This is a genomic window from Bradyrhizobium sp. HKCCYLRH3061, assembly GCF_051168015.1.
GTDB lineage: Bacteria > Pseudomonadota > Alphaproteobacteria > Rhizobiales > Xanthobacteraceae > Bradyrhizobium.
Genome location: NZ_JBNPUE010000002.1, coordinates 214,854 through 237,698, shown reverse-complemented (window position 1 = coordinate 237,698; position 22,845 = coordinate 214,854). Strand labels below are relative to the sequence as shown.

Below are 22,845 nucleotides of genomic sequence, written 5' to 3'. Positions count from 1 at the left end.
GGCGCTGGGAGAATACGATGGGTCAAAAGATCAATCCGATCGGTCTGCGTCTCGGCATCAACCGGACCTGGGATTCGCGCTGGTTCGCCGGCAAGGCCGAGTACGGCAAGCTGCTGCATGAAGACGTCAAGATCCGCGAGATCCTGCACAAGGAGCTCAAGCAGGCGGCCGTCGCCCGCATCGTGATCGAGCGTCCGCACAAGAAGTGCCGCGTCACGATCCACTCGGCACGTCCGGGCGTCGTGATCGGCAAGAAGGGCGCCGACATCGACAAGCTGCGCAAGCGCGTCGCCGACATTACCTCGTCGGACGTCGTCATCAACATCGTCGAGATCCGCAAGCCGGAGCTCGATGCCACGCTGGTCGCCGAATCGATCGCGCAGCAGCTCGAGCGTCGCGTTGCGTTCCGCCGCGCCATGAAGCGCGCCGTGCAGTCGGCGATGCGTCTCGGCGCCGAGGGCATCCGCATCAACTGCTCGGGTCGTCTGGGCGGCGCGGAAATCGCCCGCATGGAGTGGTATCGTGAGGGCCGGGTGCCGCTGCACACGCTGCGCGCCGACATCGACTACGGTGTGGCCACCGCGTTCACCACCTTCGGCACCTGCGGCGTGAAGGTCTGGATCTTCAAGGGCGAGATCCTCGAGCACGATCCGATGGCACAGGACAAGCGGATGAACGAAGGCGGCGGCGAGAGCTCGCAGCCCCGGTCGCGCCGCGACGCGGCCTGATCGATCAGCCGCGACAAGACAGGTTTGAGGGCTCAAAGCCATGATGCAACCAAAGAAGACCAAGTTCCGAAAGGCGCATAAGGGCCGTATCCACGGCGTTGCGTCCTCGGGCGCGACGCTGGCCTTCGGCCAGTTCGGGCTGAAGGCGATGGAGCCGGATCGCGTCACCGCGCGCCAGATCGAGGCCGCTCGTCGTGCCTTGACCCGTCACATGAAGCGCGCCGGCCGCGTCTGGATTCGCGTGTTCCCGGATCTTCCGGTGTCGAAGAAGCCGGCCGAGGTCCGCATGGGCTCCGGCAAGGGCTCGCCGGAATTGTGGGTGGCCCGCGTCAAGCCGGGCCGGGTGATGTTCGAGATCGACGGCGTGAGCAACCAGATCGCGCGCGAGGCGCTGCTGCTGGCGGCCGCCAAGCTGCCGATCAAGACGCGCTTCGTCGAACGCATTGCGGAGTAATGGTCATGGCCGAGATGAAGATTGCCGACATTCGCGCGATGAGCCCCGATCAGATGGACGATGCGATCGTCAATCTGAAGAAGGAGCGCTTCAACCTGCGCTTCCAGCGTGCCACCGGGCAGCTGGAGAATACCGCGCGGCTGCGTGAGGCGCGCCGCGACATCGCCCGTATCAAGACCATCGCCGCGCAGCAGCGCGCCAAGACGAAGTAAGAGGCTCGACATGCCGAAACGGACCCTTCAGGGCGTCGTCGTCAGCGACAAGCAGGCCAAGACGATCGTTGTGCGCGTCGACCGGCGCTTCACCCACCCGATCTACAAGAAGACCATCCGCCGCTCGAAGAACTACCACGCGCACGACGAGAACAACGAGTTCAAGCCGGGCGACATGGTGTGGATCGAGGAGAGCAAGCCGATCTCGAAGCTCAAGCGCTGGACCGTGATCCGGGGCGAGCACAAGAAAACCGCCTGAGGCGCGAGACGCGGCCCTGTCAAAGGGGCCGGTTTCGCTTTCGGGATCAAACAAGGCGCAGCTTTCCTGCGCAGCAGATGAAGAGGACGAGGTGCATCAATGATTCAGATGCAGACCAACCTCGACGTGGCCGATAATTCCGGCGCACGCCGTGTCATGTGTATCAAGGTGCTGGGCGGCTCGAAGCGCCGCTATGCCACCGTCGGCGACATCATCGTGGTGTCGATCAAGGAAGCCATTCCGCGTGGCAAGGTGAAGAAGGGCGACGTCATGAAGGCCGTCGTGGTGCGCGTCCGCAAGGACATCCGCCGCGCCGACGGCTCGGTGATCCGCTTCGACCGCAACGCGGCCGTCCTGATCAACAACCAGTCGGAGCCGGTCGGCACCCGCATCTTCGGGCCGGTGCCGCGCGAGCTGCGCGCCAAGAACCACATGAAGATCATTTCGCTTGCGCCGGAGGTGCTGTGATGGCTGCCAAGATCCGCAAGGGCGACAAGGTGATCGTCCTGACCGGTCGCGACAAGGGTCGCACCGGCGAGGTGTTCGAGGTGCGTCCCGACGAGGGCACCGCGCTGGTACGCGGCATCAACTTGGTGAAGCGTCACCAGAAGCAGACCCAGAACCAGGAAGGCGGCATCATCTCCAAGGAGGCGCCGATCAACCTGTCTAACGTCGCGTATGTCGGCAAGGACGGCAAGCCGACGCGCGTTGGATTCAAGATTCAGGCGGACGGCAAGAAGGTCCGCGTTGCCAAGAGCTCGGGAGTTGAGATCGATGGCTGAGACCGCTTACACCCCGCGCCTGCGCGAGGAATATGATCGCAAGATCAAGAGCCAGCTGACCGAGAAGTTCGGCTACGCCAACGTCATGCAGGTGCCGCGGCTCGACAAGGTCGTGCTCAACATGGGCATCGGCGAGGCGGTCAACGACCGCAAGAAGGCGGAGACGGCGGCGGCCGACCTGTCGCTGATCGCCGGCCAAAAGGCGGTCGTGACCTATTCGCGCGTCGCCATCGCGACCTTCAAGCTGCGCGAGAACCAGCCGATCGGCTGCAAGGTCACCTTGCGCAAGACCAAGATGTACGAGTTCATCGACCGCCTGATCAACGTCGCGCTGCCGCGCGTCCGCGACTTCCGCGGCCTGAACCCGAAGAGCTTCGACGGCCGCGGCAACTATTCGCTCGGCATCAAGGAGCACATCATTTTCCCCGAGATCGACTTCGACAAGGCCGGGGAGAGCTGGGGCATGGACATCACGGTGTGCACCACCGCGACGACCGACGACGAGGCCCGTGCCCTTCTGACCGCATTCAATTTCCCGTTCCGGCAGTGAGACGCTGAACAGCCTCTCAAACGCGGATACCCAGGAGCCAAGCATGGCAAAGAAGAGTTCAGTCGAGAAGAACAACCGGCGCAAGCGGATGGCCAAGAACGCCGCCCCGAAGCGCGCCCGGTTGAAGGCGATCATCGCCGACAAGGAAAAGCCGATGGAGGAGCGCTTTGCCGCGACCCTGAAGCTGGCCGAGATGCCGCGCAATTCGTCGGCGACCCGCATCCGCAACCGGTGCGAGCTGACCGGCCGTCCGCGGTCGAACTATCGCAAGAACAAGCTGAGCCGCATCGCGTTGCGCGAGCTCGGGTCCAAGGGCCTGGTTCCGGGCCTCGTGAAGTCGAGCTGGTAAGGAGGATCGCACCATGTCAACGCACGATCCCATCAGCGATCTGATCACCCGCATCCGCAACGCGCAGATGCGCTCGAAGTCGAAGGTCTCGACTCCCGGCTCCAAGATGCGCGCCAGCGTGCTCGAGGTGCTGAAGTCCGAAGGCTACATCCGCGGCTATGCCACGCTGGAGCATCCGTCGGGCCGCAGCGAGATCGAGATCGAGCTGAAATATTTCGACGGCGAGCCCGTGATCCGCGAGATCGAGCGCGTCTCCAAGCCCGGCCGCCGCGTCTACACCTCGGTGAAGAACCTGCCGCGCGTGAACAACGGGCTCGGAATTTCTGTTTTGTCGACGCCGAAGGGAATCATGGCCGACCATAGCGCGCGTGACGCGAATGTCGGCGGTGAAGTTCTCTTCACGGTGTTCTAAGAAGGATTGAGCCATGTCACGTATTGGCAAGAAGCCTGTGGCGGTGCCGTCCGGAGTGACGGCCTCCGTCGACGGACAGACCGTCAAGATGAAGGGGCCGAAGGGCCAGCTTCAGTTCATCGTCCATGACGACGTGGACGTGAAGTTCGAGAACGGCCAGGTCAAGGTTGCCCCGCGCGCCGAGACCAAGCGCGCCCGGTCGCTGTACGGCACCGCGCGCGCCCAGATCGCCAACCTGGTCGAAGGCGTGACCAAGGGCTTCGAGAAGAAGCTCGAGATCACCGGCGTCGGCTACCGCGCCGCGATGCAGGGCAAGAACCTGCAGCTCGCGCTCGGCTACAGCCATGACGTCGTCTACCAGATCCCGGAGGGCATCACGATCGCGGTGCCGAAGCCGACCGAGATCACGGTCACGGGCATCGACCCGCAGCGCGTCGGCCAGGTGGCCGCCGAAATCCGCGCCTACCGGCCGCCGGAGCCCTACAAGGGCAAGGGCGTGAAGTACGCGGGTGAATTCATCTTCCGCAAGGAAGGCAAGAAGAAGTAACGGAGCCGGACATGTCGAGAGCAAAGGTTACGAATGCCCGGCGCAAGCAGCGCGTGAGGCTGTCGCTGCGCCGCTCCGCCGGCGGCCGTCCGCGCCTGTCGGTGTTCCGTTCGTCGAAGCACATCTACGCTCAGGTCATCGACGATCAGAAGGGCGAGACGCTCGCCTCCGCGTCGTCGATGGAGAAGGAGATGCGCTCGGCCGGCAACACCGGTGCCGACATCGATGCGGCGAAGGCGGTGGGCAAGCTGCTCGCCGAGCGCGCGGTGAAGGCGGGGATCAAGGAAGTCGTGTTCGATCGCGGCGGCTATCTCTATCACGGTCGTGTCAAGGCCCTGGCCGACGCGGCGCGCGAGAGCGGGCTGAGCTTCTAACATCAATGGATATGGGCGCGAGAGCCCCTCAGAAGATTGGATAGCACCATGGCAGGTGAACGGGAACGAGGCGGTCGCGATCGCAAGGAGCGCGAGGAGCGCGACAGCGAGTTCGTCGACAAGCTCGTCCACATCAACCGAGTCGCGAAGGTCGTGAAGGGCGGTAAGCGCTTCGGCTTTGCGGCGCTCGTCGTGATCGGCGATCAGAAGGGCCGGGTCGGCTTCGGCCACGGCAAGGCGCGCGAAGTGCCGGAGGCGATCCGCAAGGCGACGGACTCCGCCAAGCGCAACCTGACCCGCGTCGCGCTGCGCGAGGGCCGGACCCTGCACCACGACATCTTCGGTCGTCACGGTGCGGGCCGCGTCTATCTGCGTGCGGCTCCGGCCGGTACCGGCATCATCGCCGGCGGCCCGATGCGCGCCGTGTTCGAGACGCTGGGCATCCAGGACGTGGTGGCGAAGTCGATCGGCTCGTCCAACCCGTACAACATGGTGCGCGCGACCTTCAACGCGCTGAAGCACCAGGATTCACCGCGCTCGGTTGCCGCGCGCCGCAACATCAAGGTGTCGACCCTGCAGGCCCGCCGCGTCGGTGGCGATGCCGAGGCAGCTGCCGACTAACGAACGCGCGCCGCCTCTGGCCGGCGCATCTCGGAGTGAAGACCATGGCTAGCGCCAAGACGATCAAGATCGAGCAGATCGGCAGCCCGATCCGCCGGCATCACTCGCAGCGCGAGACGCTGATCGGGTTGAAGCTCAACAAGATCGGCCGCGTGACCGAGCTGCCGGATACGCCGGCGGTCCGCGGCATGATCACCAAGGTTCATCATCTCGTCCGCATCGTCGACGAGAAGTAAGGAGAAGGGCGATGAAGCTCAGCGATATCGCCGACAACGCCGGCGCGCGCAAGAAGCGCATGCGCGTCGGCCGCGGCATCGGCTCCGGCAAGGGCAAGACCTCGGGCCGTGGCGGCAAGGGCCAGACCGCGCGCTCCGGCGTGCGCATCAAGGGCTTCGAAGGCGGTCAGATGCCGATGCATCGCCGTCTGCCGAAGCGCGGCTTCAACAACATCTTCGCGCTCGATTTCGTCGAGATCAATCTCGACCGGATCCAGCAGGCGATCGATGCCAAGAAGCTCGATGCCGGCAGCGTGATCAACGCCGAGTCCCTCGTGAAGTCCGGTGCGCTGCGCCGCGCCAAGGACGGCGTGCGTCTGCTCGGCCGCGGCGAGCTCAAGGCCAAGATCAACATCGAGGTGCATGGTGCCTCGAAGTCGGCGATCGCGGCGGTCGAGAAGGCCGGCGGCACCGTCAAGCTCCTGGCGCCAGCCAAGGACGAAGGCGAGGCGGCGTAACATCTGCGTCATTGCCCTGCTGCCGGCTTGTGCTGGAGAGGGCAGGGCAATGGACAGAACGCGCTCGCGTACCAGATAATATCCGACGTCTGCCCAAGCCTCGCGAGCCCTCGCGGGGCTGATGCGGTCAAGAAGGGCGGCGGGAGAAAGCTAGACATGGCCTCAGCAGCGGAACAACTGGCGGCAAACCTCAATTTCGGCGCGCTCGCGAAGGCCGATGAGCTGAAGAAGCGCATCTGGTTCACCCTCGGCGCGCTGCTGGTCTACCGCCTCGGCACCTACATTCCGCTGCCCGGCATCGACCCGAACATCTGGGACTCGGTGTTCCGCACCCAGGCCGGCGGCATTCTCGGCATGTTCAACATGTTTGCCGGCGGCGGCATTCACCGCATGGCGATCTTCGCGCTGAACATCATGCCGTACATCTCGGCATCGATCATCATTCAGCTGCTCACCACCGTCTCGCCCCAGCTCGAGGCCCTCAAGAAAGAGGGTGAGGCTGGCCGCAAGATGCTGAACCAGTACACCCGCTATCTGACGGTGATCCTGGCTGCCGTGCAGTCCTACGGCATCGCCGTCGGCCTTGAGGGCGCCGGCAACGTCGTGGCCGATCCCGGCCTGTTCTTCCGCCTCTCGACCGCGATCACGCTGACCGGCGGCACCATGTTCCTGATGTGGCTCGGCGAGCAGATCACCTCGCGCGGCATCGGCAACGGCATCTCGCTGATCATCCTGTCCGGCATCGTCGCGGAGCTGCCCTCTGCACTCGCCAACATGCTGGAACTCGGCCGCCAGGGCGCGCTGTCGACCGGCCTGATCCTGATCGTCATCGTGATGGCGGTTGCCGTGATCGCCTTCATCGTGTTCGTGGAGCGCGCCCAGCGCCGGCTCCTGATCCAGTATCCGAAGCGCCAGGTCGGCAACAAGATGTTCGAGGGCCAGTCCTCGCATCTGCCGCTGAAGCTGAACACATCGGGCGTGATCCCGCCGATCTTCGCCTCGTCGCTGCTGCTACTGCCGACCACGGTCGCCAATTTCAACGCCGGCAAGGGACCCGAGTGGTTCCAGTGGATCACCACCCAGCTCGGCCACGGCCGGCCGCTGTTCCTGGTGCTGTATCTGGCGCTGATTCTGTTCTTCGCCTTCTTCTACACCGCGATCGTGTTCAACCCGACCGAGACCGCCGACAATCTGAAGAAGCATGGCGGCTTCATCCCGGGCATCAGGCCGGGCGAGCGCACCGCGGAATATATCGATTACGTGCTGTCGCGGATCACCGTGCTCGGCGCCATCTATCTGGCGATCGTGTGTCTGATCCCGGAAATTCTGATTTCCTACGCTTCCGTCCCGTTCTACTTTGGTGGCACTTCGCTTCTGATCGTGGTCAGCGTTACGATGGATACCGTGGCGCAGGTTCAGGGTTATCTGCTCGCCCATCAGTATGAGGGGCTGATCAGGAAGTCGAAGTTGCGGGGGCGCCGCCGCGGATAGCGGTGGATCGCGGCCCGGGAACCACCAAGCCAAGAACAAGGTGTGCGGGAGGGTCGCTCACCGTGTGCCGGGGGGCGAAATTCGATGAGACTCATTCTTCTGGGGCCGCCCGGTTCGGGCAAGGGGACGCAGGCGCAGCGCCTGGTCCAGCAATACGGCATCGTTCAGCTGTCGACCGGCGACATGCTGCGCGCCGCGGTCGCCGCTCAGACGCCGATCGGGCTCAAGGCCAAGGACATCATGGCGGCGGGCGGTCTGGTGCCTGACGAGGTCGTGGTCGGCATCATCGCGGACCGGATCGAGCAGCCGGACGCTGCCAATGGCTTCATCCTTGACGGCTTCCCGCGCACGGTGCCGCAGGCGGAGGCGCTGGATGCGCTGCTGAAGCAGAAGCAGATGAAGCTCGACGCGGTGATCGAGCTCCGCGTCAACGAGGGCGTTCTGCTCGAGCGCGTCGAGCGCCGGGCCGCCGAGACCCGCGCGCGCGGCGAGGCCGTGCGGGCCGACGATACGCCGGAGGTCCTCACCAAGCGCCTCGCCAGCTACCGCGACCAGACCGAGCCTCTGATCCACTATTATTCGGACCACCGGATGCTGGCGACCGTCGACGGCATGATGCCGATCGAGCAGGTCACCGAGGAGATCGGACGGATCCTGGCCGCCGTCGGTAACAGCGGCGGCAGCCGGGCGGCGAAGAAGGCGAGCCCGGCCAAGCGCAGTGCCAAGGCTGCGGGGAAGACCGCGCCGGCCAAATCGGCCAAGAAGGTCGCTAAAAAGGCTCCGAAGGCGCCTGCGCCGACGAAAAAGGCCGCAAAGACAGCCAAAAAGGGAGCAAAGGCGGCCCCCAAGAAAGCCTCCAAGGCCTCGAAGAAGGCTCCCAAGCCCGCTGCCAAGGCGACCAAGGGAACCCGGAAAACCTCTGCAAAGGCTGCAAAAAAGCGCGCCAAGAGGTGATCGAATCTTGTAGGGGCGGTTGACGACCGCCGTGTGAATCCATTAATAAGCCCGCATCCAAGTCGGATGGTTTTCCAAAGATGCCGGGCCCCACGAATCGAGGGGTGGGCGTCTTGTTCGCGTTTGCGGACGCCTGCCCGAGATAGCGAGAACGAAGGCCGGTCCATCCTGGGATCGGTGACAGGAGAGAAGTCCGTGGCCCGTATTGCCGGTGTCAACATCCCGACCAACAAGCGCGTTCTGATCGCGCTCCAGTATATCCATGGCATCGGCCCGAAGATCGCGGGCGAGATCATTGACAAGGTCAAGATCGCCGAGGATCGTCGCGTCAACCAGCTGAGCGACCAGGAAGTCCTGCAGATCCGCGAAATCATCGACCGCGACTACGTCGTCGAGGGCGACCTGCGGCGCGAGACCGGCATCAACATCAAGCGTCTGATGGACCTCGGCTGCTATCGCGGCCTGCGCCATCGCCGCGGTCTGCCGGTGCGCGGCCAGCGCACCCACACCAATGCGCGCACGCGCAAGGGACCGGCCAAGGCGATTGCCGGCAAGAAGAAGTAATCTGGCGAACTGCTGATGGCGGGTGGCGGATAGGGGCGATCCCTATTCGCTACTCGCTATTCACCATTCGCCTTTCTGGTGTAGCCGCTGGCACTACGGCGGCGTTGAGATCTCGAGAAAGGTACTTATATGGCCAAGGAAGCCGCACGCGTCCGCCGTCGTGAGCGCAAGAACATCGCCTCCGGCGTCGCCCACGTGAATTCGTCGTTCAACAACACCACCATCACCATCACCGATGCGCAGGGCAACACCATTGCCTGGTCGTCGGCCGGCACGATGGGGTTCAAGGGATCGCGCAAGTCGACCCCGTATGCCGCGCAGGTCGCGGCGGAGGACGTGTCCAAGAAGGCTCAGGAACACGGCATGCGCACCCTCGAGGTCGAGGTTGCCGGCCCTGGCTCCGGCCGTGAATCGGCGCTCCGTGCGCTGCAGGCTGCGGGTTTCACCGTCACCTCGATCCGCGACGTGACGACGATCCCGCACAATGGTTGCCGCCCGCGCAAGCGTCGGCGCGTCTAATCTGAAAGAGGCGGACAGCATGTCCGCCTCGTCGTGCTTTTGAGACATTTCGACTGCCGCGATCTGAAGCGCGGTTCTCCAACGCCAGTCAGTCAGATCCCATGACTGGCCCATGGGTGAAACAGTGACGATCCAGAAGAATTGGCAAGAATTGATTCGGCCGAACAAGCTCCAGGTCACGCCGGGCTCCGACGCGACCCGTTTCGCCACCGTGGTTGCCGAGCCGCTGGAGCGCGGTTTCGGCCAGACGCTCGGCAATGCGCTGCGCCGCATCCTGCTGTCGTCGCTGCAGGGCGCCGCTGTGCAGTCGGTGCACATCGACGGCGTGCTGCACGAGTTCTCCTCGATCGCCGGTGTCCGCGAGGACGTCACCGACATCGTGCTGAACATCAAGGACATCGCGATCAAGATGCAGGGCGAAGGCCCGAAGCGGATGGTCGTGAAGAAGCAGGGTCCGGGCGCGGTCACCGCCGGCGACATCCAGACCGTCGGCGATATCGTCGTTCTGAACCCCGACCTGCAGCTCTGCACTCTGGACGAGGGCGCCGAGATCCGCATGGAGTTCACGGTCGCGACCGGCAAGGGCTATGTCGCCGCCGATCGTAACCGTCCCGAGGACGCGCCGATCGGCCTGATCCCGGTCGACAGCCTGTTCTCTCCGGTCCGCAAGGTCTCCTACAAGGTCGAGAACACCCGCGAGGGCCAGATCCTCGACTACGACAAGCTGACCATGACGATCGAGACCAACGGCGCGATCTCGCCGGAGGACGCGGTGGCCTATGCCGCGCGCATCCTGCAGGATCAGCTCAACGTGTTCGTCAACTTCGAAGAGCCGCGCAAGGAAGTCGCTCAGGAGATCATCCCGGACCTCGCCTTCAACCCGGCCTTCCTCAAGAAGGTGGACGAGCTCGAGCTGTCGGTGCGTTCGGCGAACTGCCTGAAGAACGACAACATCGTCTATATCGGCGACCTCGTGCAGAAGTCGGAAGCGGAAATGCTGCGCACCCCGAACTTCGGCCGCAAATCGCTGAACGAGATCAAGGAAGTGCTGGCCCAGATGGGTCTGCATCTCGGCATGGAAGTGCCCGGCTGGCCGCCGGAGAACATCGACGAGCTGGCCAAGCGCTTCGAGGATCACTACTGAGCGGAGGGCGGGTAGGGTCCTACCCGCCACCGTAACCACCCGGGCGAACGCAGGCAGCCCACCTGAGCAACATGTCCGACGAACCGTCGCGGCAGATTGAAATGAAGGACTAACACTATGCGTCACGGCAAGGTTCATCGGAAGCTCAACCGCACCGCCGAGCACCGCAAGGCGATGTTCGCCAACATGTGCGCCGCGCTGATCAAGCACGAGCAGATCGTCACCACGCTGCCGAAGGCCAAGGAGCTGCGGCCGATCGTCGAGAAGCTCGTCACCCTCGGCAAGAAGGGCGGACTCGCGCTGCGCCGTCAGGCGATCGCCGAGATGCGCGACGTCGACCAGGTCAAGAAGCTGTTCGACGTGCTGGCGCCCCGCTACAAGGACCGCAACGGCGGCTACACCCGCATCATCAAGGCCGGCTTCCGCTACGGCGACAACGCCGCGATGGCCGTGATCGAGTTCGTCGACCGCGACGTCGATGCCAAGGGTCAGGATTCCGGCCCGGTGCAGGAGACCTCGGAAGCCGCGTAAGCGGCGATCCGACCCGAGTTTTCAGAACGGCGCCTTCGGGCGCCGTTTTCGTTTGAGGGTGGTCGCTTCTAGGGTGGGCAAAGGCGGGTCGACGCCGTCCCCTCACACGTGCTCTTGGCGGCGCCGCGCCCGCCATCTCACCGAGAATTCGTCGATCGATGGTGGGCCCGCCGCCGCCTTCGGCGGCCGCTTTGCTCACCCTACGGAGGCCGCCGGCGGCATTTGCGCGCGCCATTCACCGTTCTTCTCGAGGATCAGCTCTGCGTTGCGTTGGCGCGACGACGCCCCACATCCGTTGCTTCAGCACAACGGAGAGCTGCTCATGCACATCGACCTCTCGGGAAAGACCGCCCTCGTCACCGGCTCCACCGCCGGCATCGGCTTTGCCATCGCCAAGGGGCTGGCCGCGGCCGGCGCGGAGGTCGTCATCAATGGTCGCAGCCAAGCCCGGGTCGACGAGACGGTCGCGAAGCTCAAGCAGCTTGTCCCGGCCGCCCGGCTGCGCGGCGTCGTCGGCGACGTCGCTCGGATCGACGGCTGCAACGCCATCGTCACCGCGCTCCCCGAGGTCGACATCCTCGTCAACAATGCCGGCATCTTCGAGCCCAAGGACTTCTTCGACATTCCCGACGAGGATTGGAGCCGCTTCTTCGAGACCAACGTGATGTCCGGCGTGCGCATGGCACGCGCCTACATGCAGGGCATGCTGAAGCGCAACTGGGGCCGCATCATCTTCATTTCCTCGGAGTCCGGGGTGAACATTCCGACCGAGATGATCCACTACGGCACGACCAAGACCGCCCAACTCGCGATCTCGCGCGGGCTTGCCAAGCTGACCCGCGGCACCGGCGTCACAGTCAATGCCGTGCTTCCGGGTCCGACGATGTCGGAAGGCGTCGAGACCTTTGTGAGGGATCTCGCCCGCCAGAACGGCCAGTCGGAGGAGGAGGCGGCCTCGTCCTTCGTCAAGCAGCACCGGCCAGCCTCGCTGCTGCAGCGCTTCGCCAGCGTCGACGAGATCGCCAACATGGTCGTCTATGCCGCCTCGCAGCAGGCCTCCGCCACCAACGGAGCCGCGCTACGCGCCGAGGGCGGTATACTCGACACCATCGCCTGAGGCCGGCCATGGCGGCTTACGTCATCTCCGAGGCTGAGGTTCGCGACGCCCAAGCGATGGAGCGCTACCGCATGCTCGCGGCGCGCTCGATCGCGCAGTATGGCGGGCGCTATCTGGTCCGCGGCGGGATCTCCGAGACGGTCGAAGGCGGTCCGCCGGCCAAGACCCTCATCATCGTCGAGTTCCCGTCGATGGCCCGGCTGCGCGAATGGTATGCGTCGGCCGAATACGCCGACGCCCTGGGCGAGCGCGGGAAGGCGCTGGACCGCCGGCTGATTTTCGTCGAGGGTGCTGCACCTGCGTAGAGAACGGACTCCGTTGCGCCCATGCTGACCATCACCCCCCGCCGCAAGCGTTGGCTCAAGCTGACCTCGGCGCGCTGGCAGCGGCGGGTGCTGTTCGTGGCCGGCGGCCTGGTGGTGGGCGCGGCGGCCGTGGCCCTGGCGGAGCTCGCCGACCTGGCCCAGCTCGCCTTCAACTGGCTGCTGTCGAAATCACGCTACGCCTCACTGATCGTGACGCCCGCCGGCTTCGCGCTGTCGGTCTACCTGACCCAGCGCTTCTTCCCGAACGCGCAAGGCAGCGGCATCCCTCAGGCGATCGCCGCTCGGCACCTGACCGACACGAGCGCGCGCAGCCCGCTGGTGTCGATCCGCATCGCCATCGGCAAGGTGCTCTTGACCCTGCTGGGGCTGCTGTGCGGCGGCTCGGTCGGCCGCGAGGGCCCGACAGTGCAGGTCGGCGCCTCCATCATGTTCGCGCTCGGCCGGCTATCGCCGCGGCGGCAGCCGGGCTTGATCCTGGCCGGCGCCGCCGCCGGGGTCGCGGCCGCCTTCAACACGCCGCTCGCCGGCATCGTGTTCGGCATCGAGGAGATGAGTCGTGCCTTCGAGACGCGGACCTCGAGCCTCATCATCGCCACCGTGATCGCCGCGGGCCTGACCTCGCTGGCCCTGATGGGCAATTACGCCTATTTCGGCACGACGCCGATCGCGCTCGGCAAGGGCATCGACTGGCTGGCGGTGCCCGTCTGCGGGGTCCTGGGCGGCGCCGCCGGCGGCCTGTTCAGCCGCATCCTGATCACCATGGCGCGCGGACTGCCCGGCGCTGGCGGCCGCCTCATCAAACGCCACCCGCTGCCGTTCGCGCTCGCCTGCGGCTTTGCCGTCGCGCTGTGCGGGCTGGCCTCGGGCGATACGGTCTACGGCACCGGCTATGCACAGGTGAAAGGCGCGCTGGAGACCGGAACGCCGCTGCCGAGCGATTTCGGCGTGCTGAAATTCCTCGCCACCACCTTTGCCGCGATCAGCGGCATTCCCGGCGGCATCTTCGCGCCGTCGCTCGCAGTCGGGGCGGGCATCGGCGCCAACGTCGCCAGCCTGTTCCAGCAGTCGCCGCTGGCGCCGATCATGCTGCTCGGCATGGTCGCCTATTTCGCCGGCGTGGTGCAGGCGCCGATCACCGCCTTCGTCATCGTCACCGAGATGACCGACAACCACGCCATGGTGGTGCCGCTGATGATGGCGTCGCTGATCGCCTACGGCACCTCGCGCCTGATCTGCGAGGAGGGGCTCTATCACGCCCTCGCCAAGGGCTTCGTCGCCAGAGCTGAGACGAAGGCTGAGGCAGCGCAGGAGCCGAAGCAGGTTGCCGCGCCATCCTGATCCCAGCGCTCAAGCAGCGGTTCGGAGCGCGCCGATAGCCGGCGTCGGTTCAATCGCTTGATGGCAGATCCTGAGATCTGCCATCGGCTCGAAACGGCGGCGGCCCCGTTGCCGGCGCCGCCGCGCAAGCGTCGTCGGTCTACTTCCTGAACGGATCCGGCCGCATCAGGAGCCGGCCGGAGATCGAGTTCGGCACCTCGTAGGGCGAGCCGATCGACAGCACGTGGCTGAGCGCGATCAGCCGGTTCGGCAGCTTGGCCGGCGGCGGCGTCTGGAACGAATAGGACGTCGGGTTGTGGCACAGGAAGCAGTTCAGCACGTTCTTGATCGGCGTGTTGTCGGCGTTCTGCACGAAGGTCTCGGCGGTGGCGTTGGCGAGATTGACCGAACCGACCGCATTGGTCTGGTTGCTGTTCAGATTGTACGAGTTGGGGAGCATCCAGACGGTGCCGTCGAGGGCGTAGTTCGCGAACGTCGATTGCGGGCCCTTCAGGCCGGAGAGAAAGCCCTGGGCTTGCGCCGTGATCGCGAAGATGTTGCCGACGCCGTTGGGCTGGTTCTCGCCGCCGGTCTGGTTTTCGAGCACGACGTTGGTCACCGGCGTCAGCTTCTGGGTCGCCGGATCGAGCCGCAGTTGCGGCCGGTTGGCGCCGGGCTGCGCCGCGATGTTGACCTGCGAGAACGGCGTGCTGCCCTTGTAGAGCGTATAGTTCTTCGGATCCGAGCGGCTTGCCGAGGGCGCGAAGGTGTTGTCCGGCGTCTGCGGTGAGTTGTTCTTCAGCTCGAACGTGCCCCACAGGAATTCAGGGTGGTTCTCGGTGTAGCCGACGACGTGCAGGCCGACCAGCGCCACCGTCACCGTGACGAATTTGCCGGGCGCCGGCCGGATCGTGATCAGGCCGGGGGTGACGTTGTTCTCCAGCACCGGCACCTGTGCCTGGGTCGTATAGGCGCCCGCGGGCGGCGCCTGGCCGGGGTCGAGCCGCAGCCACGTCGCCTTGAACACTGCATCGCCCACGGCGAAGGAGGAATCTGCCGGCTGGCTCTGGTAGCCGCCGGTCGCGATCAGGTTCTTGCGGGCGGTGTTGAAATAGCTCTGGTTCATGTGAACCGAGGCGTAGACGGGATAGCCGTTCTGCGCGACCAGCATGTTGCCGTCGGCTTCGACGATGGCGCCGGCGCCTTCGGTGAAGCCGGCCATGCCGTGGAAGACCTGGGCACGGGCCGCCAAGGTCAGCGGGCGCGGCCGTGGGGCGCCGGCATTCTCGGCGTTGTTGAGCAACTCGTCGGGCGTCGCCAAGGTCATGAACCGCGGCACGGCGGCGCCGGAGCCCGAATCCTTCACCAGAGCCGTCGCCCAGACGAACGCCTCCCACGACCATTGATGGAAATTGCAGTCCGGCGTCGGGATGGTCTTGGTGTCGGAGGTGGGGAAGGCGGCGTCCGGCTTGAGATAACTGCCAAGTCCCTCCGACCAGCCGAAGGCCGGGCAGTTCTTCGCCGGCGGAGGCGGGGCGGCGCTCGCAGGGCTGAGGGCGCCGGCAAGGCCGCTTGCGGTGACGGTCGTCGCGAAAGTGAGCATGAGCCACTGAATCGTTCTCATGGCCGGTCTCCATGGATGTGCGCGCTGGGATGGGCTGTTGGTCTCGCCGCCATGCGTCGCCAATGATTGTTAAAAATGATTCATTCAAAAGTAGTGCGCGGCGAACATGCACCCAAAGGTGAGATTTGCAAGACCGGCAGCTCACGCAACCCGCAATTTTTTTGCGGAGGCCCCCGCGGCGTGACATGCGGCTCCACCCGACGATCGATCACTGCAGCATTCGTCGTCATCGGACGACACGGCCGCGTGTGAGCCCGGGCACGGTCGACGCGGCCGATCGCGCGCATCCTGGCGGCCGTTCGCTGGACGAGTGCGGACAATGACGTCTTCACGCCAGTGGACGACAACCACAGGAGAGTGAAATGAAGTCCATCATGGCCGGTGCGTTGCTGCTCGCGCTGACGTCCGGCGCAAGCCTTGCGGGCACGCCGCTGATCGATGCGCGTCAGCACAACCAGTCACATCGCATCTACAACGGCATCGCGAGCGGGCGGCTGACCTATCCGGAGGCCCAGCAGCTCGTCCGCGGCCAGATCCACGTGCAGAAGCTGGAAAACAAGGCCAAGGCCGACGGCGTGGTGACGCCGTTCGAGCGTGCACGCATCAACGTCGCGCAATCCGTGCAGGGCGCGCGCATCTTCTGGAAGAAGCACAATTAGCCGCGCACGGCAGCTCGCTGGGGGCAGAGCGCCGCTTCGGCGGCGCTTTGCCAACCACATGAAATGCGGCGGCGCCGCCGCTTACACCAGCGCGGCCGCGACGCCGGCAATGGCGCTGAACGTCACCACGACGAGCGGCGGCGCGCGCCAGGCGACCAAGAGGACGAAACCGACCAGCGCGATGCCAAAATCTGCCGCGTTATGGACGGTGGTTGTCCAGACCGGGTTGTACAGGGCCGCTCCCAGCACACCGACGACCGCAGCGTTGACACCCCGCATCATGGCCTGGGCGCCGGCGCGCTTGCGGAACGAGTCCCAGAACGGCAGCGCGGCGAGCAGGACCAGCATGCCCGGAAGGAAGATTCCGAGGAGACCGAGCGCGGCCCCGATGATCCCATGCGGCTCCGGAGCGACCACGGTGCCGAGATAGGCGGCGAAGGTGAAGAGCGGGCCCGGGACGGCCTGCGCTGCACCGTAGCCGGCGAGAAAGGCGTCGTCGCTCAGCCAGCCTGGTCCGACGAAGGCTTCGCGCAACAGCGGCAGCACCACATGTCCACCGCCGAACACGAGCGCGCCGGAGCGATAGAACGCGTCGAACAAGGCAAGCGGCGTCGATCCCGTTGAGCCGCGCAGCAGCGGAAGTCCCGCCAACAGGACGACGAACAGCACGAGCGTCATGAACCCCACGCTCCGCGACACCGGGATCGCGACGTGTCCCGACGGCGCCGCCTCGCCGCGGCACAGCCAGAGGCCGGCGAGTCCGCCGAGCACGATGGCCCCGATCTGCGCGGCCGAGGCCGAACTGAGCAGAATGATCAACGTTGCGGCGACCGCGATCGAGGCGCGCGTGCGATCGGGACAGAGCGTGCGCGCCATGCCCCAGACCGCCTGTGCGACGATGGCGACTGCGGTCAGCTTCAGCCCGTGCAGCAGGCCGCTGCCGATCGGTCCACTCAATCGGCCCGCACCATAGGCGAACAGGATGAGCACGGCGGCCGACGGCAAAGTGAAGCCGGTCCAGGCGGCGAGCGCACCGAGATAGCCGGCGCGCATCAGCCCGATGGAGAAGCCGACCTGGCTGCTGGCGGGACCGGGCAGGAACTGGCACAGCCCGACCAGATCGGCATAGGCATGCTCGTCGATCCATTTTCGCCTGACGACGAACTCGTCGCGGAAATAGCCGATATGGGCAATCGGCCCGCCGAAGCAGGTGAGGCCGAGCTTGAGGAAGATGCTGAGGACCTCGAGCGGCGACCCGCTGCGCGGGCCGCGATCGGCGGACGAATGGGTCTCTTGCTCGAGGCTGCTCACGGACGCCGTTCCAGATGCGAATGTCGCGCTTCGTTAAAGGAGATCGGCCCGGCCGGCCAGTCCTCGCCCATCATGGCCTCGCAGCCCTCCGAATTATCGAATGCAGGGCGAATATGCAGCCCCTACATGCCGCGCTATGATCCATGATCAAGATCTGCCTGGAGGTTTCTTGTTTCCGGACCCTTCCATCAAATGGCGTCCTTACCCTTCGATGATCGACGGCATCGAACGACCGCCTGCGGTCTTCGATCAAGGTCTCTGGCGCGGCGTGCTTCACCTGATCGTCGTGGCATCGCCGCCCGGTTTGCGCGCCTACGGCATCGAGATCGCGTGCCAGATCTATGCCGGGTTCGAAGAGGTCACTTACGCGGTGTCGGCGCATGGCGCCGACACCGTCGTGTACGACGGCGGCGTCTATATCAAGGAGGCCGGGCAATCGGCCTTGTTGAATGCCTATGAGGCGATCGATCCGGTCGGCCGTCGACCCCGGCATTTCATTTTCGTCGGCAGTGAGTACTGCTACGAGGCGCTCGGCTTTTCCGAGCCGGTGATCAGGGCGTTCAGCACTCCCGATGAGGCCTACGCTTGGGGACCAGCGCGGCAATGAGCGACCGGACGCCGTTGCCGCTTCGCTCTCAATGACGGAAAGCTATGAAGCGCGGGCTTGTTAGTTGAGGGTGGCGGTGCCGTAGGGTGGGCAAAGCAGCCGCCGTCAGGCGGCAGCGTGCCACCGTCCGTCAGCGAGCGCACCGGCGAGATGGTGGGCACGGCGCCACCGCGACCTCGAACGTGAAGAGACCAGAGTCCTGCCTTTGCCCACCCGACGAGCTGATTGTTATCAGTCCCACCCCTCCAGCACGATCTTGCCGCGCGATGTGTTGCTCTCGATCAGCGCATGGGCGCGCTTGAGGTTGGCGGCGTTGATGGTGCCGTAGTTGTCGCCGAGGGTGGTGCGGATCACGCCCTTGTCGATGAGATCAGAGACATCGTTGAGCAGGTTGTGCTGCGCGATGATATCGGGCGTCGTGAACGAGGAGCGCGTGAACATCGATTCCCAGTGGATCGAGATCGCCTTGCCCTTGAAGGCTGCGAGTGAGAACTCGGCGGGATCGTCGATCAGGCCGAACTTGCCCTGCGGCGCCATGAAGTCGGCGATCGCCTTGTAGTGCTGGTCGGTGTGGGTGAGGCTCGCGATGAGGCTGACCGGCGGCAGCTTCAGTGCGTCGATCTGCGCCTTCATCGGCTTGCCATGGTCGATCACGGCGTGGGCGCCGAGCTTCAGGCACCAGTCGCGCGACTCGGGCCGGGTGGCGGTGGCGAGCACGGTCAGGCCGGTGAGGCGGCGCGACAGCTGGATCAGGATCGAGCCGACGCCGCCGGCGGCGCCCGTGATCAGCAAGGTGCGGTCATCGAGGCTCTTACCGGGGATGGCGCCGAGCCGGTCGAACAGCAGCTCCCACGCGGTGATCGAGGTCAGGGGCAGGGCGGCGGCCTCGGCGAACGACAGGCTCTTCGGCTTGCGGCCGACGATGCGCTCGTCGACCAGATGGAATTCGGCATTGGTGCCCTGGCGCAGGATCGAGCCGGCGTAGAACACCTCGTCACCGGGCTTGAACAGGCTCACGTCCGGGCCGACAGCCTCGACCACGCCAGCGGCGTCATAGCCCAGGATCTTGGTTTCGCCGGCGGGCGGTGCGGCGCGCTTGCGCACCTTGGTGTCGACCGGATTGACCGATACCGCCTTCACTGCGACGCGGATGTCGCGTCCCTTCGGCTCGGGTTTGGCGGTCTCGAAGTCGAACAGCGCGCGGTCCTCGGTGATGGGGAGCGACTGCTGGTATCCGACGGCCTTCATGAACAACCTCCTGGTTGGCTTGGCGATAGGATCTGTTTGTCCTTCTGGCGTCATTTCAGCAAGTACTGTAAAAATGGGGAACTAGTCCCCATTTGGATACTATTGGGCCAAAACGCGATGAAACGGAAGAATTTCACCCGCCGTCCGGGCTGCGCGGTCGAAGCCACGCTCGATCTGATCGACGGCAAGTGGAAGGGCGTGATCCTCTACCACCTGCAGGGCGGCAGCCAGCGTTTCGGCGAGCTGCGCCGCCTGATGCCCGGCATCACCCAGCGCATGCTGACCAAGCAGCTGCGGGCGCTCGAGGACGACGGGCTGGTGGTTCGCAAGGTCTATGCCGAGGTGCCGCCGCGGGTGGACTATACCCTGTCCGAGGTCGGCGAGAGCCTGCGGCCGGTGATCGAGGTCCTCAGGAGCTGGGGCGAGCGGCACCAGGAACGGCTGTCCTGCGGCCCCGTTGCAGAGACCATCAAAACGCCGCATCAGGCCGCCTGAGCTTGGCCGCGGCGGCCGTTCCGCCTATATCCAAGCCGTCATTTTCCCAGGATTGTTCGCATGACGTTGATTCGCTCCACACTGGTCCTGCTGCTGTCTCTGCTGGCAGCCACTCCGCTCGCGGCGCAGGACCGGCGCGTGCCGCAGTCCGCGGCCGAGCTGCGGCTGTCCTATGCGCCGATCGTGCAGCGCGTGCAGCCGGCGGTCGTCAACGTCTATGCCGCCAAGGTGGTGCAGAACCGCAATCCCTTTCTCGACGATCCGATCTTCCGCCGCTTCTTCGGCCTGCAGGGCGGGCCGCAGGAGCAGATGCAGCGCTCGCTCGGCTCGGGCGTGATGATCGATGCGTCCGGTCTCGTCGTCACCAACGTGCACGTGATCGAGGGCGCCGACGAGGTGAAGGTCTCGCTCGCCGACAAGCGCGAGTTCGAAGCCGAGATCGTGCTGAAGGACAGCCGCACTGATCTGGCCGTGCTCAAGCTGAAGGGCACCAAGGAGCAGTTTCCGACGCTCGACCTCGCCAACTCCGATGATCTCCTGGTCGGCGACGTCGTGCTGGCGATCGGCAATCCCTTCGGCGTCGGCCAGACCGTGACCCACGGCATCGTGTCGGCGCTGGCGCGCACGCAGGTCGGGATCACCGACTATCAGTTCTTCATCCAGACCGATGCCGCGATCAATCCCGGCAATTCCGGCGGCGCGCTGGTGGACATGACCGGACGTCTCGTCGGCATCAACACCGCGATCTATTCCAAGTCCGGCGGCTCGCAGGGCATCGGCTTCGCGATCCCTGCCAACATGGTGCGCGTGGTCGTGGCTTCGGCGAAGAGCGGCGGCAAGGCGGTGAAGCGCCCCTGGCTCGGCGCGCGGCTGCAGGCGGTGACGCCCGAGATCGCCGAGAGCCTCGGCCTGCGCTCGCCGACCGGCGCGCTGGTCGCCTCCGTGGTCGCGAACAGCCCGGCGGCGAAGGCGGGCATCAAGTCGTCCGACCTGATCGTGTCGATCGACGGCCAGACCGTCGATGATCCGAACGCGTTCGACTATCGCTTCGCGACCCGGCCGCTCGGCGGCACGGCGCAGATCGAGCTGCAGCGCGGCGGCAAGCCGGTGAAGGTCGCGGTCGCGCTGGAGACCGCGCCGGACACCGGACGCAACGAGATGGTGATCAACGGCCGCTCGCCGTTCCAGGGCGCCAAGGTCGCCAACATCTCTCCGGCGGTCGCCGATGAGCTGCATCTCGATGCCGACACCGAGGGCGTGGTCGTGCTCGAGCCGGGCGACGGCACCACCGCGGCCAATGTCGGCTTCCAGAAGGGCGACGTGATCATGGCCGTGAATAACCAGAAGATCGCCAAGACCGCCGACCTCGACAAGGCGTCGCGCGAGGCCGCGCGCATCTGGCGCATCACCGTGCTGCGCGGCGGCCAGCAGATCAATGTCACGCTCGGCGGATGAGCCCGAAGCGTCCCCAGCAGGGAGGCCCGAGCCTCTTCGCCGCGGCGGGGATGGAGCACGATGCGCCGCGGCCGCTGCCCGAGCGGCTGCGTCCGCACAAGCTGTCGGATGTGGTGGGACAGGATCACATCCTCGGCCCTGACGGCGCGCTGACCCGCATGCTGGAGACGCGCACGCTGGGCTCGCTGATCTTCTGGGGCCCGCCCGGCACCGGCAAGACCACGGTGGCGCGGCTGCTGGCCGATGCTACCGAGCTGCATTTCGAGCAGATCTCGGCGGTGTTCTCCGGCGTCGCCGACCTGAAGAAAGTCTTCGACGCCGCGCGCGCGCGACGCGAGACCGGGCAGGGCACGCTGCTGTTCGTCGACGAGGTGCACAGATTCAACCGCGCGCAGCAGGACTCTTTCCTGCCGGTGATGGAGGACGGCACCGTCGTGCTGGTCGGCGCCACCACCGAGAATCCGTCGTTCGAGCTCAACGCCGCTCTGCTGTCGCGTTCGCGCGTGCTGGTGTTCCACTCGCTCGACGCCGCCGCGATCGAGAAGCTCTACGGCAACGCCGAGGCGGTCGAGGGCCGCAAGCTGCCGCTCGACGACGAGGCGCGCGCCGTGCTGATCCGCATGGCCGACGGCGACGGCCGCGCCGCACTGACGCTCGCCGAGGAAGTCTGGCGCTCGGCGCGAAAGAACGAGATCTTCAACGCGGTGCAGTTGCAGGACATCCTGCAGCGCCGTGCGCCGATCTACGACAAATCGGCCGACGGCCACTACAACCTGATCTCGGCCCTGCACAAATCGGTGCGCGGCTCCGATCCGGATGCGGCGCTGTACTACTTCGCCCGCATGCTCGACGCCGGCGAGGATCCGCTGTTCCTCGCGCGCCGCATCGTGCGGATGGCGGTGGAGGACATCGGCCTCGCCGATCCCCAGGCGCTGGTGATCGCCAACGCCGCCAAGGACGCCTATGATTTCCTGGGCTCTCCCGAGGGCGAGCTCGCGATCGCGCAGGCCGTGATCTACGTCGCGACCGCGCCAAAATCGAACGCCGCCTACAAGGCGTTCGGCGCCGCCAAGCGCGTGGCGAAGGAGGGCGGCTCGCTGCTGCCGCCAAAGCACATCTTGAACGCGCCGACCAAGCTGATGCAGGGCGAAGGCTACGGCGCGGGCTATCAGTACGACCACGATGCGCCGGACGCGTTTTCGGGCCAGGACTACTTCCCCGACGCCCTCGGCCGCCAGCAGTTCTACGATCCCCCCGAGCGCGGCTTCGAGCGCGAGATCAGGAAGCGGCTGGATTATTGGGCCAAGCTGCGGAAGGAGCGGGGTGGGTAGGAGCCCCGACGCCGCTCGTTCTGTCACCGCGTGTCGCGCTGCTTATGTTGCGTCATGCTCTCTCCACGTCATTGCGAGCGCAGCGAAGCAATCCAGAGTCCTCGCGACGCCCTGGATTGTTTCGCTGCGGG

General features: G+C 65.6%; 31 protein-coding genes. 28 read left to right on the top strand and 3 right to left on the bottom strand.

Going from position 1 to position 22,845, the window contains the following annotated elements; all coding sequences use genetic code 11:
- The first annotated feature begins 17 nt into the window (after positions 1 to 17).
- The 23 genes from rpsC to ACQR2C_RS04905 all read left to right on the top strand — a co-directional run bounded on the left by rpsC (position 18) and on the right by ACQR2C_RS04905 (position 14,005).
- Entirely contained in the window at positions 18 to 728 is a 711-nt protein-coding gene (rpsC, locus tag ACQR2C_RS05015; protein WP_012045041.1) for a 30S ribosomal protein S3, read from the top strand.
- A gap of 40 nt (positions 729 to 768) precedes the next feature.
- Complete coding sequence (rplP, locus tag ACQR2C_RS05010) at positions 769 to 1,182, top strand: 50S ribosomal protein L16 (protein ID WP_008963467.1); 414 nt, start codon at positions 769 to 771, stop codon at positions 1,180 to 1,182.
- Positions 1,183 to 1,187: 5 nt separating this feature from the next.
- Positions 1,188 to 1,394, top strand: a complete 207-nt coding sequence (rpmC, locus tag ACQR2C_RS05005; RefSeq protein WP_006611846.1) for a 50S ribosomal protein L29 — start codon at positions 1,188 to 1,190, stop codon at positions 1,392 to 1,394.
- Positions 1,395 to 1,404: 10 nt separating this feature from the next.
- Entirely contained in the window at positions 1,405 to 1,653 is a 249-nt protein-coding gene (rpsQ, locus tag ACQR2C_RS05000) for a 30S ribosomal protein S17 (protein WP_015667612.1), read from the top strand.
- Between the two features lie 99 nt (positions 1,654 to 1,752).
- Entirely contained in the window at positions 1,753 to 2,121 is a 369-nt protein-coding gene (gene rplN / locus ACQR2C_RS04995; RefSeq protein WP_006611848.1) for a 50S ribosomal protein L14, read from the top strand.
- Positions 2,121 to 2,435, top strand: coding sequence for a 50S ribosomal protein L24 (gene rplX, locus ACQR2C_RS04990; protein WP_315737601.1), 315 nt, complete (start codon positions 2,121 to 2,123; stop codon positions 2,433 to 2,435). Before rplN ends, rplX begins: the two co-directional genes overlap by 1 nt.
- The gene (rplE, locus tag ACQR2C_RS04985) at positions 2,428 to 2,985 is read left to right on the top strand and encodes a 50S ribosomal protein L5 (protein ID WP_315800971.1); all 558 of its coding nucleotides are present in this window, start codon (positions 2,428 to 2,430) and stop codon (positions 2,983 to 2,985) included. The genes rplX and rplE overlap by 8 nt, the downstream gene beginning before the upstream one ends.
- Before the next feature lie 43 nt (positions 2,986 to 3,028).
- Complete coding sequence (gene rpsN / locus ACQR2C_RS04980; protein ID WP_315800970.1) at positions 3,029 to 3,334, top strand: 30S ribosomal protein S14; 306 nt, start codon at positions 3,029 to 3,031, stop codon at positions 3,332 to 3,334.
- A gap of 13 nt (positions 3,335 to 3,347) precedes the next feature.
- Entirely contained in the window at positions 3,348 to 3,746 is a 399-nt protein-coding gene (gene rpsH / locus ACQR2C_RS04975) for a 30S ribosomal protein S8 (protein WP_315714559.1), read from the top strand.
- A 13-nt stretch (positions 3,747 to 3,759) separates the two neighbouring features.
- Positions 3,760 to 4,293 carry a 50S ribosomal protein L6 gene (gene rplF, locus ACQR2C_RS04970; protein ID WP_172108074.1) on the top strand — a complete coding sequence of 178 codons (534 nt, stop codon included), beginning with the start codon at positions 3,760 to 3,762 and terminating at the stop codon, positions 4,291 to 4,293.
- Positions 4,294 to 4,304: 11 nt separating this feature from the next.
- On the top strand, positions 4,305 to 4,667 hold the full coding sequence (rplR, locus tag ACQR2C_RS04965; protein ID WP_006611854.1) for a 50S ribosomal protein L18: 363 nt from the start codon (positions 4,305 to 4,307) through the stop codon (positions 4,665 to 4,667).
- A 48-nt stretch (positions 4,668 to 4,715) separates the two neighbouring features.
- Positions 4,716 to 5,288 carry a 30S ribosomal protein S5 gene (rpsE, locus tag ACQR2C_RS04960; RefSeq protein ID WP_006611855.1) on the top strand — a complete coding sequence of 191 codons (573 nt, stop codon included), beginning with the start codon at positions 4,716 to 4,718 and terminating at the stop codon, positions 5,286 to 5,288.
- A gap of 44 nt (positions 5,289 to 5,332) precedes the next feature.
- Positions 5,333 to 5,524: a 50S ribosomal protein L30 gene (gene rpmD / locus ACQR2C_RS04955; protein ID WP_006611856.1), complete on the top strand. Its 192-nt coding sequence runs from the start codon at positions 5,333 to 5,335 to the stop codon at positions 5,522 to 5,524.
- An 11-nt stretch (positions 5,525 to 5,535) separates the two neighbouring features.
- A complete protein-coding gene (gene rplO / locus ACQR2C_RS04950; RefSeq protein WP_009031841.1) occupies positions 5,536 to 6,021 on the top strand; it encodes a 50S ribosomal protein L15 in 486 nt (161 codons plus the stop codon).
- Between the two features lie 156 nt (positions 6,022 to 6,177).
- A complete protein-coding gene (secY, locus tag ACQR2C_RS04945) occupies positions 6,178 to 7,512 on the top strand; it encodes a preprotein translocase subunit SecY (RefSeq protein WP_315714557.1) in 1,335 nt (444 codons plus the stop codon).
- 84 nt (positions 7,513 to 7,596) lie between these two features.
- Positions 7,597 to 8,466: an adenylate kinase gene (locus ACQR2C_RS04940; RefSeq protein ID WP_434880610.1), complete on the top strand. Its 870-nt coding sequence runs from the start codon at positions 7,597 to 7,599 to the stop codon at positions 8,464 to 8,466.
- A gap of 195 nt (positions 8,467 to 8,661) precedes the next feature.
- Complete coding sequence (gene rpsM, locus ACQR2C_RS04935) at positions 8,662 to 9,030, top strand: 30S ribosomal protein S13 (protein ID WP_315714555.1); 369 nt, start codon at positions 8,662 to 8,664, stop codon at positions 9,028 to 9,030.
- 129 nt (positions 9,031 to 9,159) lie between these two features.
- Positions 9,160 to 9,549, top strand: a complete 390-nt coding sequence (gene rpsK, locus ACQR2C_RS04930; RefSeq protein ID WP_006611861.1) for a 30S ribosomal protein S11 — start codon at positions 9,160 to 9,162, stop codon at positions 9,547 to 9,549.
- A 112-nt stretch (positions 9,550 to 9,661) separates the two neighbouring features.
- Positions 9,662 to 10,693: a DNA-directed RNA polymerase subunit alpha gene (locus ACQR2C_RS04925; RefSeq protein WP_315800968.1), complete on the top strand. Its 1,032-nt coding sequence runs from the start codon at positions 9,662 to 9,664 to the stop codon at positions 10,691 to 10,693.
- 117 nt (positions 10,694 to 10,810) lie between these two features.
- Positions 10,811 to 11,224: a 50S ribosomal protein L17 gene (gene rplQ / locus ACQR2C_RS04920; RefSeq protein ID WP_006611863.1), complete on the top strand. Its 414-nt coding sequence runs from the start codon at positions 10,811 to 10,813 to the stop codon at positions 11,222 to 11,224.
- A gap of 322 nt (positions 11,225 to 11,546) precedes the next feature.
- Positions 11,547 to 12,341: an SDR family NAD(P)-dependent oxidoreductase gene (locus ACQR2C_RS04915; RefSeq protein WP_434847968.1), complete on the top strand. Its 795-nt coding sequence runs from the start codon at positions 11,547 to 11,549 to the stop codon at positions 12,339 to 12,341.
- A gap of 8 nt (positions 12,342 to 12,349) precedes the next feature.
- Positions 12,350 to 12,646, top strand: a complete 297-nt coding sequence (locus ACQR2C_RS04910; RefSeq protein WP_316216042.1) for a DUF1330 domain-containing protein — start codon at positions 12,350 to 12,352, stop codon at positions 12,644 to 12,646.
- 21 nt (positions 12,647 to 12,667) lie between these two features.
- Entirely contained in the window at positions 12,668 to 14,005 is a 1,338-nt protein-coding gene (locus tag ACQR2C_RS04905; RefSeq protein ID WP_315800965.1) for a chloride channel protein, read from the top strand.
- A 139-nt stretch (positions 14,006 to 14,144) separates the two neighbouring features.
- Here the strand turns inward: ACQR2C_RS04905 and ACQR2C_RS04900 are convergent, their stop codons facing one another.
- Entirely contained in the window at positions 14,145 to 15,608 is a 1,464-nt protein-coding gene (locus ACQR2C_RS04900) for a hypothetical protein (protein WP_316177119.1), read from the bottom strand.
- A 362-nt stretch (positions 15,609 to 15,970) separates the two neighbouring features.
- Here ACQR2C_RS04900 and ACQR2C_RS04895 point away from each other — a divergent pair, with 362 nt between their 5' ends.
- Positions 15,971 to 16,267, top strand: coding sequence for a hypothetical protein (locus ACQR2C_RS04895; protein ID WP_316177121.1), 297 nt, complete (start codon positions 15,971 to 15,973; stop codon positions 16,265 to 16,267).
- Between the two features lie 81 nt (positions 16,268 to 16,348).
- Here the strand turns inward: ACQR2C_RS04895 and chrA are convergent, their stop codons facing one another.
- Positions 16,349 to 17,578: a chromate efflux transporter gene (gene chrA / locus ACQR2C_RS04890; RefSeq protein WP_434880609.1), complete on the bottom strand. Its 1,230-nt coding sequence runs from the start codon at positions 17,576 to 17,578 to the stop codon at positions 16,349 to 16,351.
- Positions 17,579 to 17,789: 211 nt separating this feature from the next.
- On the opposite strand from chrA, the gene ACQR2C_RS04885 reads away from it, so the two are divergent.
- Positions 17,790 to 18,185 carry a hypothetical protein gene (locus ACQR2C_RS04885; RefSeq protein ID WP_434880608.1) on the top strand — a complete coding sequence of 132 codons (396 nt, stop codon included), beginning with the start codon at positions 17,790 to 17,792 and terminating at the stop codon, positions 18,183 to 18,185.
- 231 nt (positions 18,186 to 18,416) lie between these two features.
- On the opposite strand, the gene ACQR2C_RS04880 is transcribed toward ACQR2C_RS04885, so the two are convergent.
- Positions 18,417 to 19,433 carry a zinc-binding alcohol dehydrogenase family protein gene (locus ACQR2C_RS04880; RefSeq protein ID WP_434880607.1) on the bottom strand — a complete coding sequence of 339 codons (1,017 nt, stop codon included), beginning with the start codon at positions 19,431 to 19,433 and terminating at the stop codon, positions 18,417 to 18,419.
- Positions 19,434 to 19,550: 117 nt separating this feature from the next.
- Between ACQR2C_RS04880 and ACQR2C_RS04875 the strand changes: the two genes are divergently transcribed.
- Genes ACQR2C_RS04875 through ACQR2C_RS04865 form a run of 3 tightly spaced genes read left to right on the top strand, consistent with a single transcriptional unit; the run spans position 19,551 to position 22,714 of the window.
- Entirely contained in the window at positions 19,551 to 19,928 is a 378-nt protein-coding gene (locus ACQR2C_RS04875) for a winged helix-turn-helix transcriptional regulator (protein ID WP_431334774.1), read from the top strand.
- A 60-nt stretch (positions 19,929 to 19,988) separates the two neighbouring features.
- Positions 19,989 to 21,383: a DegQ family serine endoprotease gene (locus ACQR2C_RS04870; protein WP_315800958.1), complete on the top strand. Its 1,395-nt coding sequence runs from the start codon at positions 19,989 to 19,991 to the stop codon at positions 21,381 to 21,383.
- The gene (locus tag ACQR2C_RS04865; RefSeq protein ID WP_434880606.1) at positions 21,380 to 22,714 is read left to right on the top strand and encodes a replication-associated recombination protein A; all 1,335 of its coding nucleotides are present in this window, start codon (positions 21,380 to 21,382) and stop codon (positions 22,712 to 22,714) included. Before ACQR2C_RS04870 ends, ACQR2C_RS04865 begins: the two co-directional genes overlap by 4 nt.
- The last annotated feature ends 131 nt before the right edge of the window (positions 22,715 to 22,845 follow it).

What these genes read in the sequence shown, in the direction of transcription:
- rpsC (WP_012045041.1), top strand. Translation starts at nt 18, where the DNA reads ATGGGTCAAAAGATCAATCCGATCGGTCTGCGTCTCGGCATCAACCGG.
- rplP (WP_008963467.1), top strand. Translation starts at nt 769, where the DNA reads ATGATGCAACCAAAGAAGACCAAGTTCCGAAAGGCGCATAAGGGCCGT.
- rpmC (WP_006611846.1), top strand. Translation starts at nt 1,188, where the DNA reads ATGGCCGAGATGAAGATTGCCGACATTCGCGCGATGAGCCCCGATCAG.
- rpsQ (WP_015667612.1), top strand. Translation starts at nt 1,405, where the DNA reads ATGCCGAAACGGACCCTTCAGGGCGTCGTCGTCAGCGACAAGCAGGCC.
- rplN (WP_006611848.1), top strand. Translation starts at nt 1,753, where the DNA reads ATGATTCAGATGCAGACCAACCTCGACGTGGCCGATAATTCCGGCGCA.
- rplX (WP_315737601.1), top strand. Translation starts at nt 2,121, where the DNA reads ATGGCTGCCAAGATCCGCAAGGGCGACAAGGTGATCGTCCTGACCGGT.
- rplE (WP_315800971.1), top strand. Translation starts at nt 2,428, where the DNA reads ATGGCTGAGACCGCTTACACCCCGCGCCTGCGCGAGGAATATGATCGC.
- rpsN (WP_315800970.1), top strand. Translation starts at nt 3,029, where the DNA reads ATGGCAAAGAAGAGTTCAGTCGAGAAGAACAACCGGCGCAAGCGGATG.
- rpsH (WP_315714559.1), top strand. Translation starts at nt 3,348, where the DNA reads ATGTCAACGCACGATCCCATCAGCGATCTGATCACCCGCATCCGCAAC.
- rplF (WP_172108074.1), top strand. Translation starts at nt 3,760, where the DNA reads ATGTCACGTATTGGCAAGAAGCCTGTGGCGGTGCCGTCCGGAGTGACG.
- rplR (WP_006611854.1), top strand. Translation starts at nt 4,305, where the DNA reads ATGTCGAGAGCAAAGGTTACGAATGCCCGGCGCAAGCAGCGCGTGAGG.
- rpsE (WP_006611855.1), top strand. Translation starts at nt 4,716, where the DNA reads ATGGCAGGTGAACGGGAACGAGGCGGTCGCGATCGCAAGGAGCGCGAG.
- rpmD (WP_006611856.1), top strand. Translation starts at nt 5,333, where the DNA reads ATGGCTAGCGCCAAGACGATCAAGATCGAGCAGATCGGCAGCCCGATC.
- rplO (WP_009031841.1), top strand. Translation starts at nt 5,536, where the DNA reads ATGAAGCTCAGCGATATCGCCGACAACGCCGGCGCGCGCAAGAAGCGC.
- secY (WP_315714557.1), top strand. Translation starts at nt 6,178, where the DNA reads ATGGCCTCAGCAGCGGAACAACTGGCGGCAAACCTCAATTTCGGCGCG.
- ACQR2C_RS04940 (WP_434880610.1), top strand. Translation starts at nt 7,597, where the DNA reads ATGAGACTCATTCTTCTGGGGCCGCCCGGTTCGGGCAAGGGGACGCAG.
- rpsK (WP_006611861.1), top strand. Translation starts at nt 9,160, where the DNA reads ATGGCCAAGGAAGCCGCACGCGTCCGCCGTCGTGAGCGCAAGAACATC.
- ACQR2C_RS04925 (WP_315800968.1), top strand. Translation starts at nt 9,662, where the DNA reads ATGGGTGAAACAGTGACGATCCAGAAGAATTGGCAAGAATTGATTCGG.
- rplQ (WP_006611863.1), top strand. Translation starts at nt 10,811, where the DNA reads ATGCGTCACGGCAAGGTTCATCGGAAGCTCAACCGCACCGCCGAGCAC.
- ACQR2C_RS04915 (WP_434847968.1), top strand. Translation starts at nt 11,547, where the DNA reads ATGCACATCGACCTCTCGGGAAAGACCGCCCTCGTCACCGGCTCCACC.
- ACQR2C_RS04910 (WP_316216042.1), top strand. Translation starts at nt 12,350, where the DNA reads ATGGCGGCTTACGTCATCTCCGAGGCTGAGGTTCGCGACGCCCAAGCG.
- ACQR2C_RS04905 (WP_315800965.1), top strand. Translation starts at nt 12,668, where the DNA reads ATGCTGACCATCACCCCCCGCCGCAAGCGTTGGCTCAAGCTGACCTCG.
- ACQR2C_RS04900 (WP_316177119.1), bottom strand. Translation starts at nt 15,608, where the DNA reads ATGAGAACGATTCAGTGGCTCATGCTCACTTTCGCGACGACCGTCACC.
- ACQR2C_RS04895 (WP_316177121.1), top strand. Translation starts at nt 15,971, where the DNA reads ATGAAGTCCATCATGGCCGGTGCGTTGCTGCTCGCGCTGACGTCCGGC.
- ACQR2C_RS04885 (WP_434880608.1), top strand. Translation starts at nt 17,790, where the DNA reads ATGATCGACGGCATCGAACGACCGCCTGCGGTCTTCGATCAAGGTCTC.
- ACQR2C_RS04880 (WP_434880607.1), bottom strand. Translation starts at nt 19,433, where the DNA reads ATGAAGGCCGTCGGATACCAGCAGTCGCTCCCCATCACCGAGGACCGC.
- ACQR2C_RS04875 (WP_431334774.1), top strand. Translation starts at nt 19,551, where the DNA reads ATGAAACGGAAGAATTTCACCCGCCGTCCGGGCTGCGCGGTCGAAGCC.
- ACQR2C_RS04870 (WP_315800958.1), top strand. Translation starts at nt 19,989, where the DNA reads ATGACGTTGATTCGCTCCACACTGGTCCTGCTGCTGTCTCTGCTGGCA.
- ACQR2C_RS04865 (WP_434880606.1), top strand. Translation starts at nt 21,380, where the DNA reads ATGAGCCCGAAGCGTCCCCAGCAGGGAGGCCCGAGCCTCTTCGCCGCG.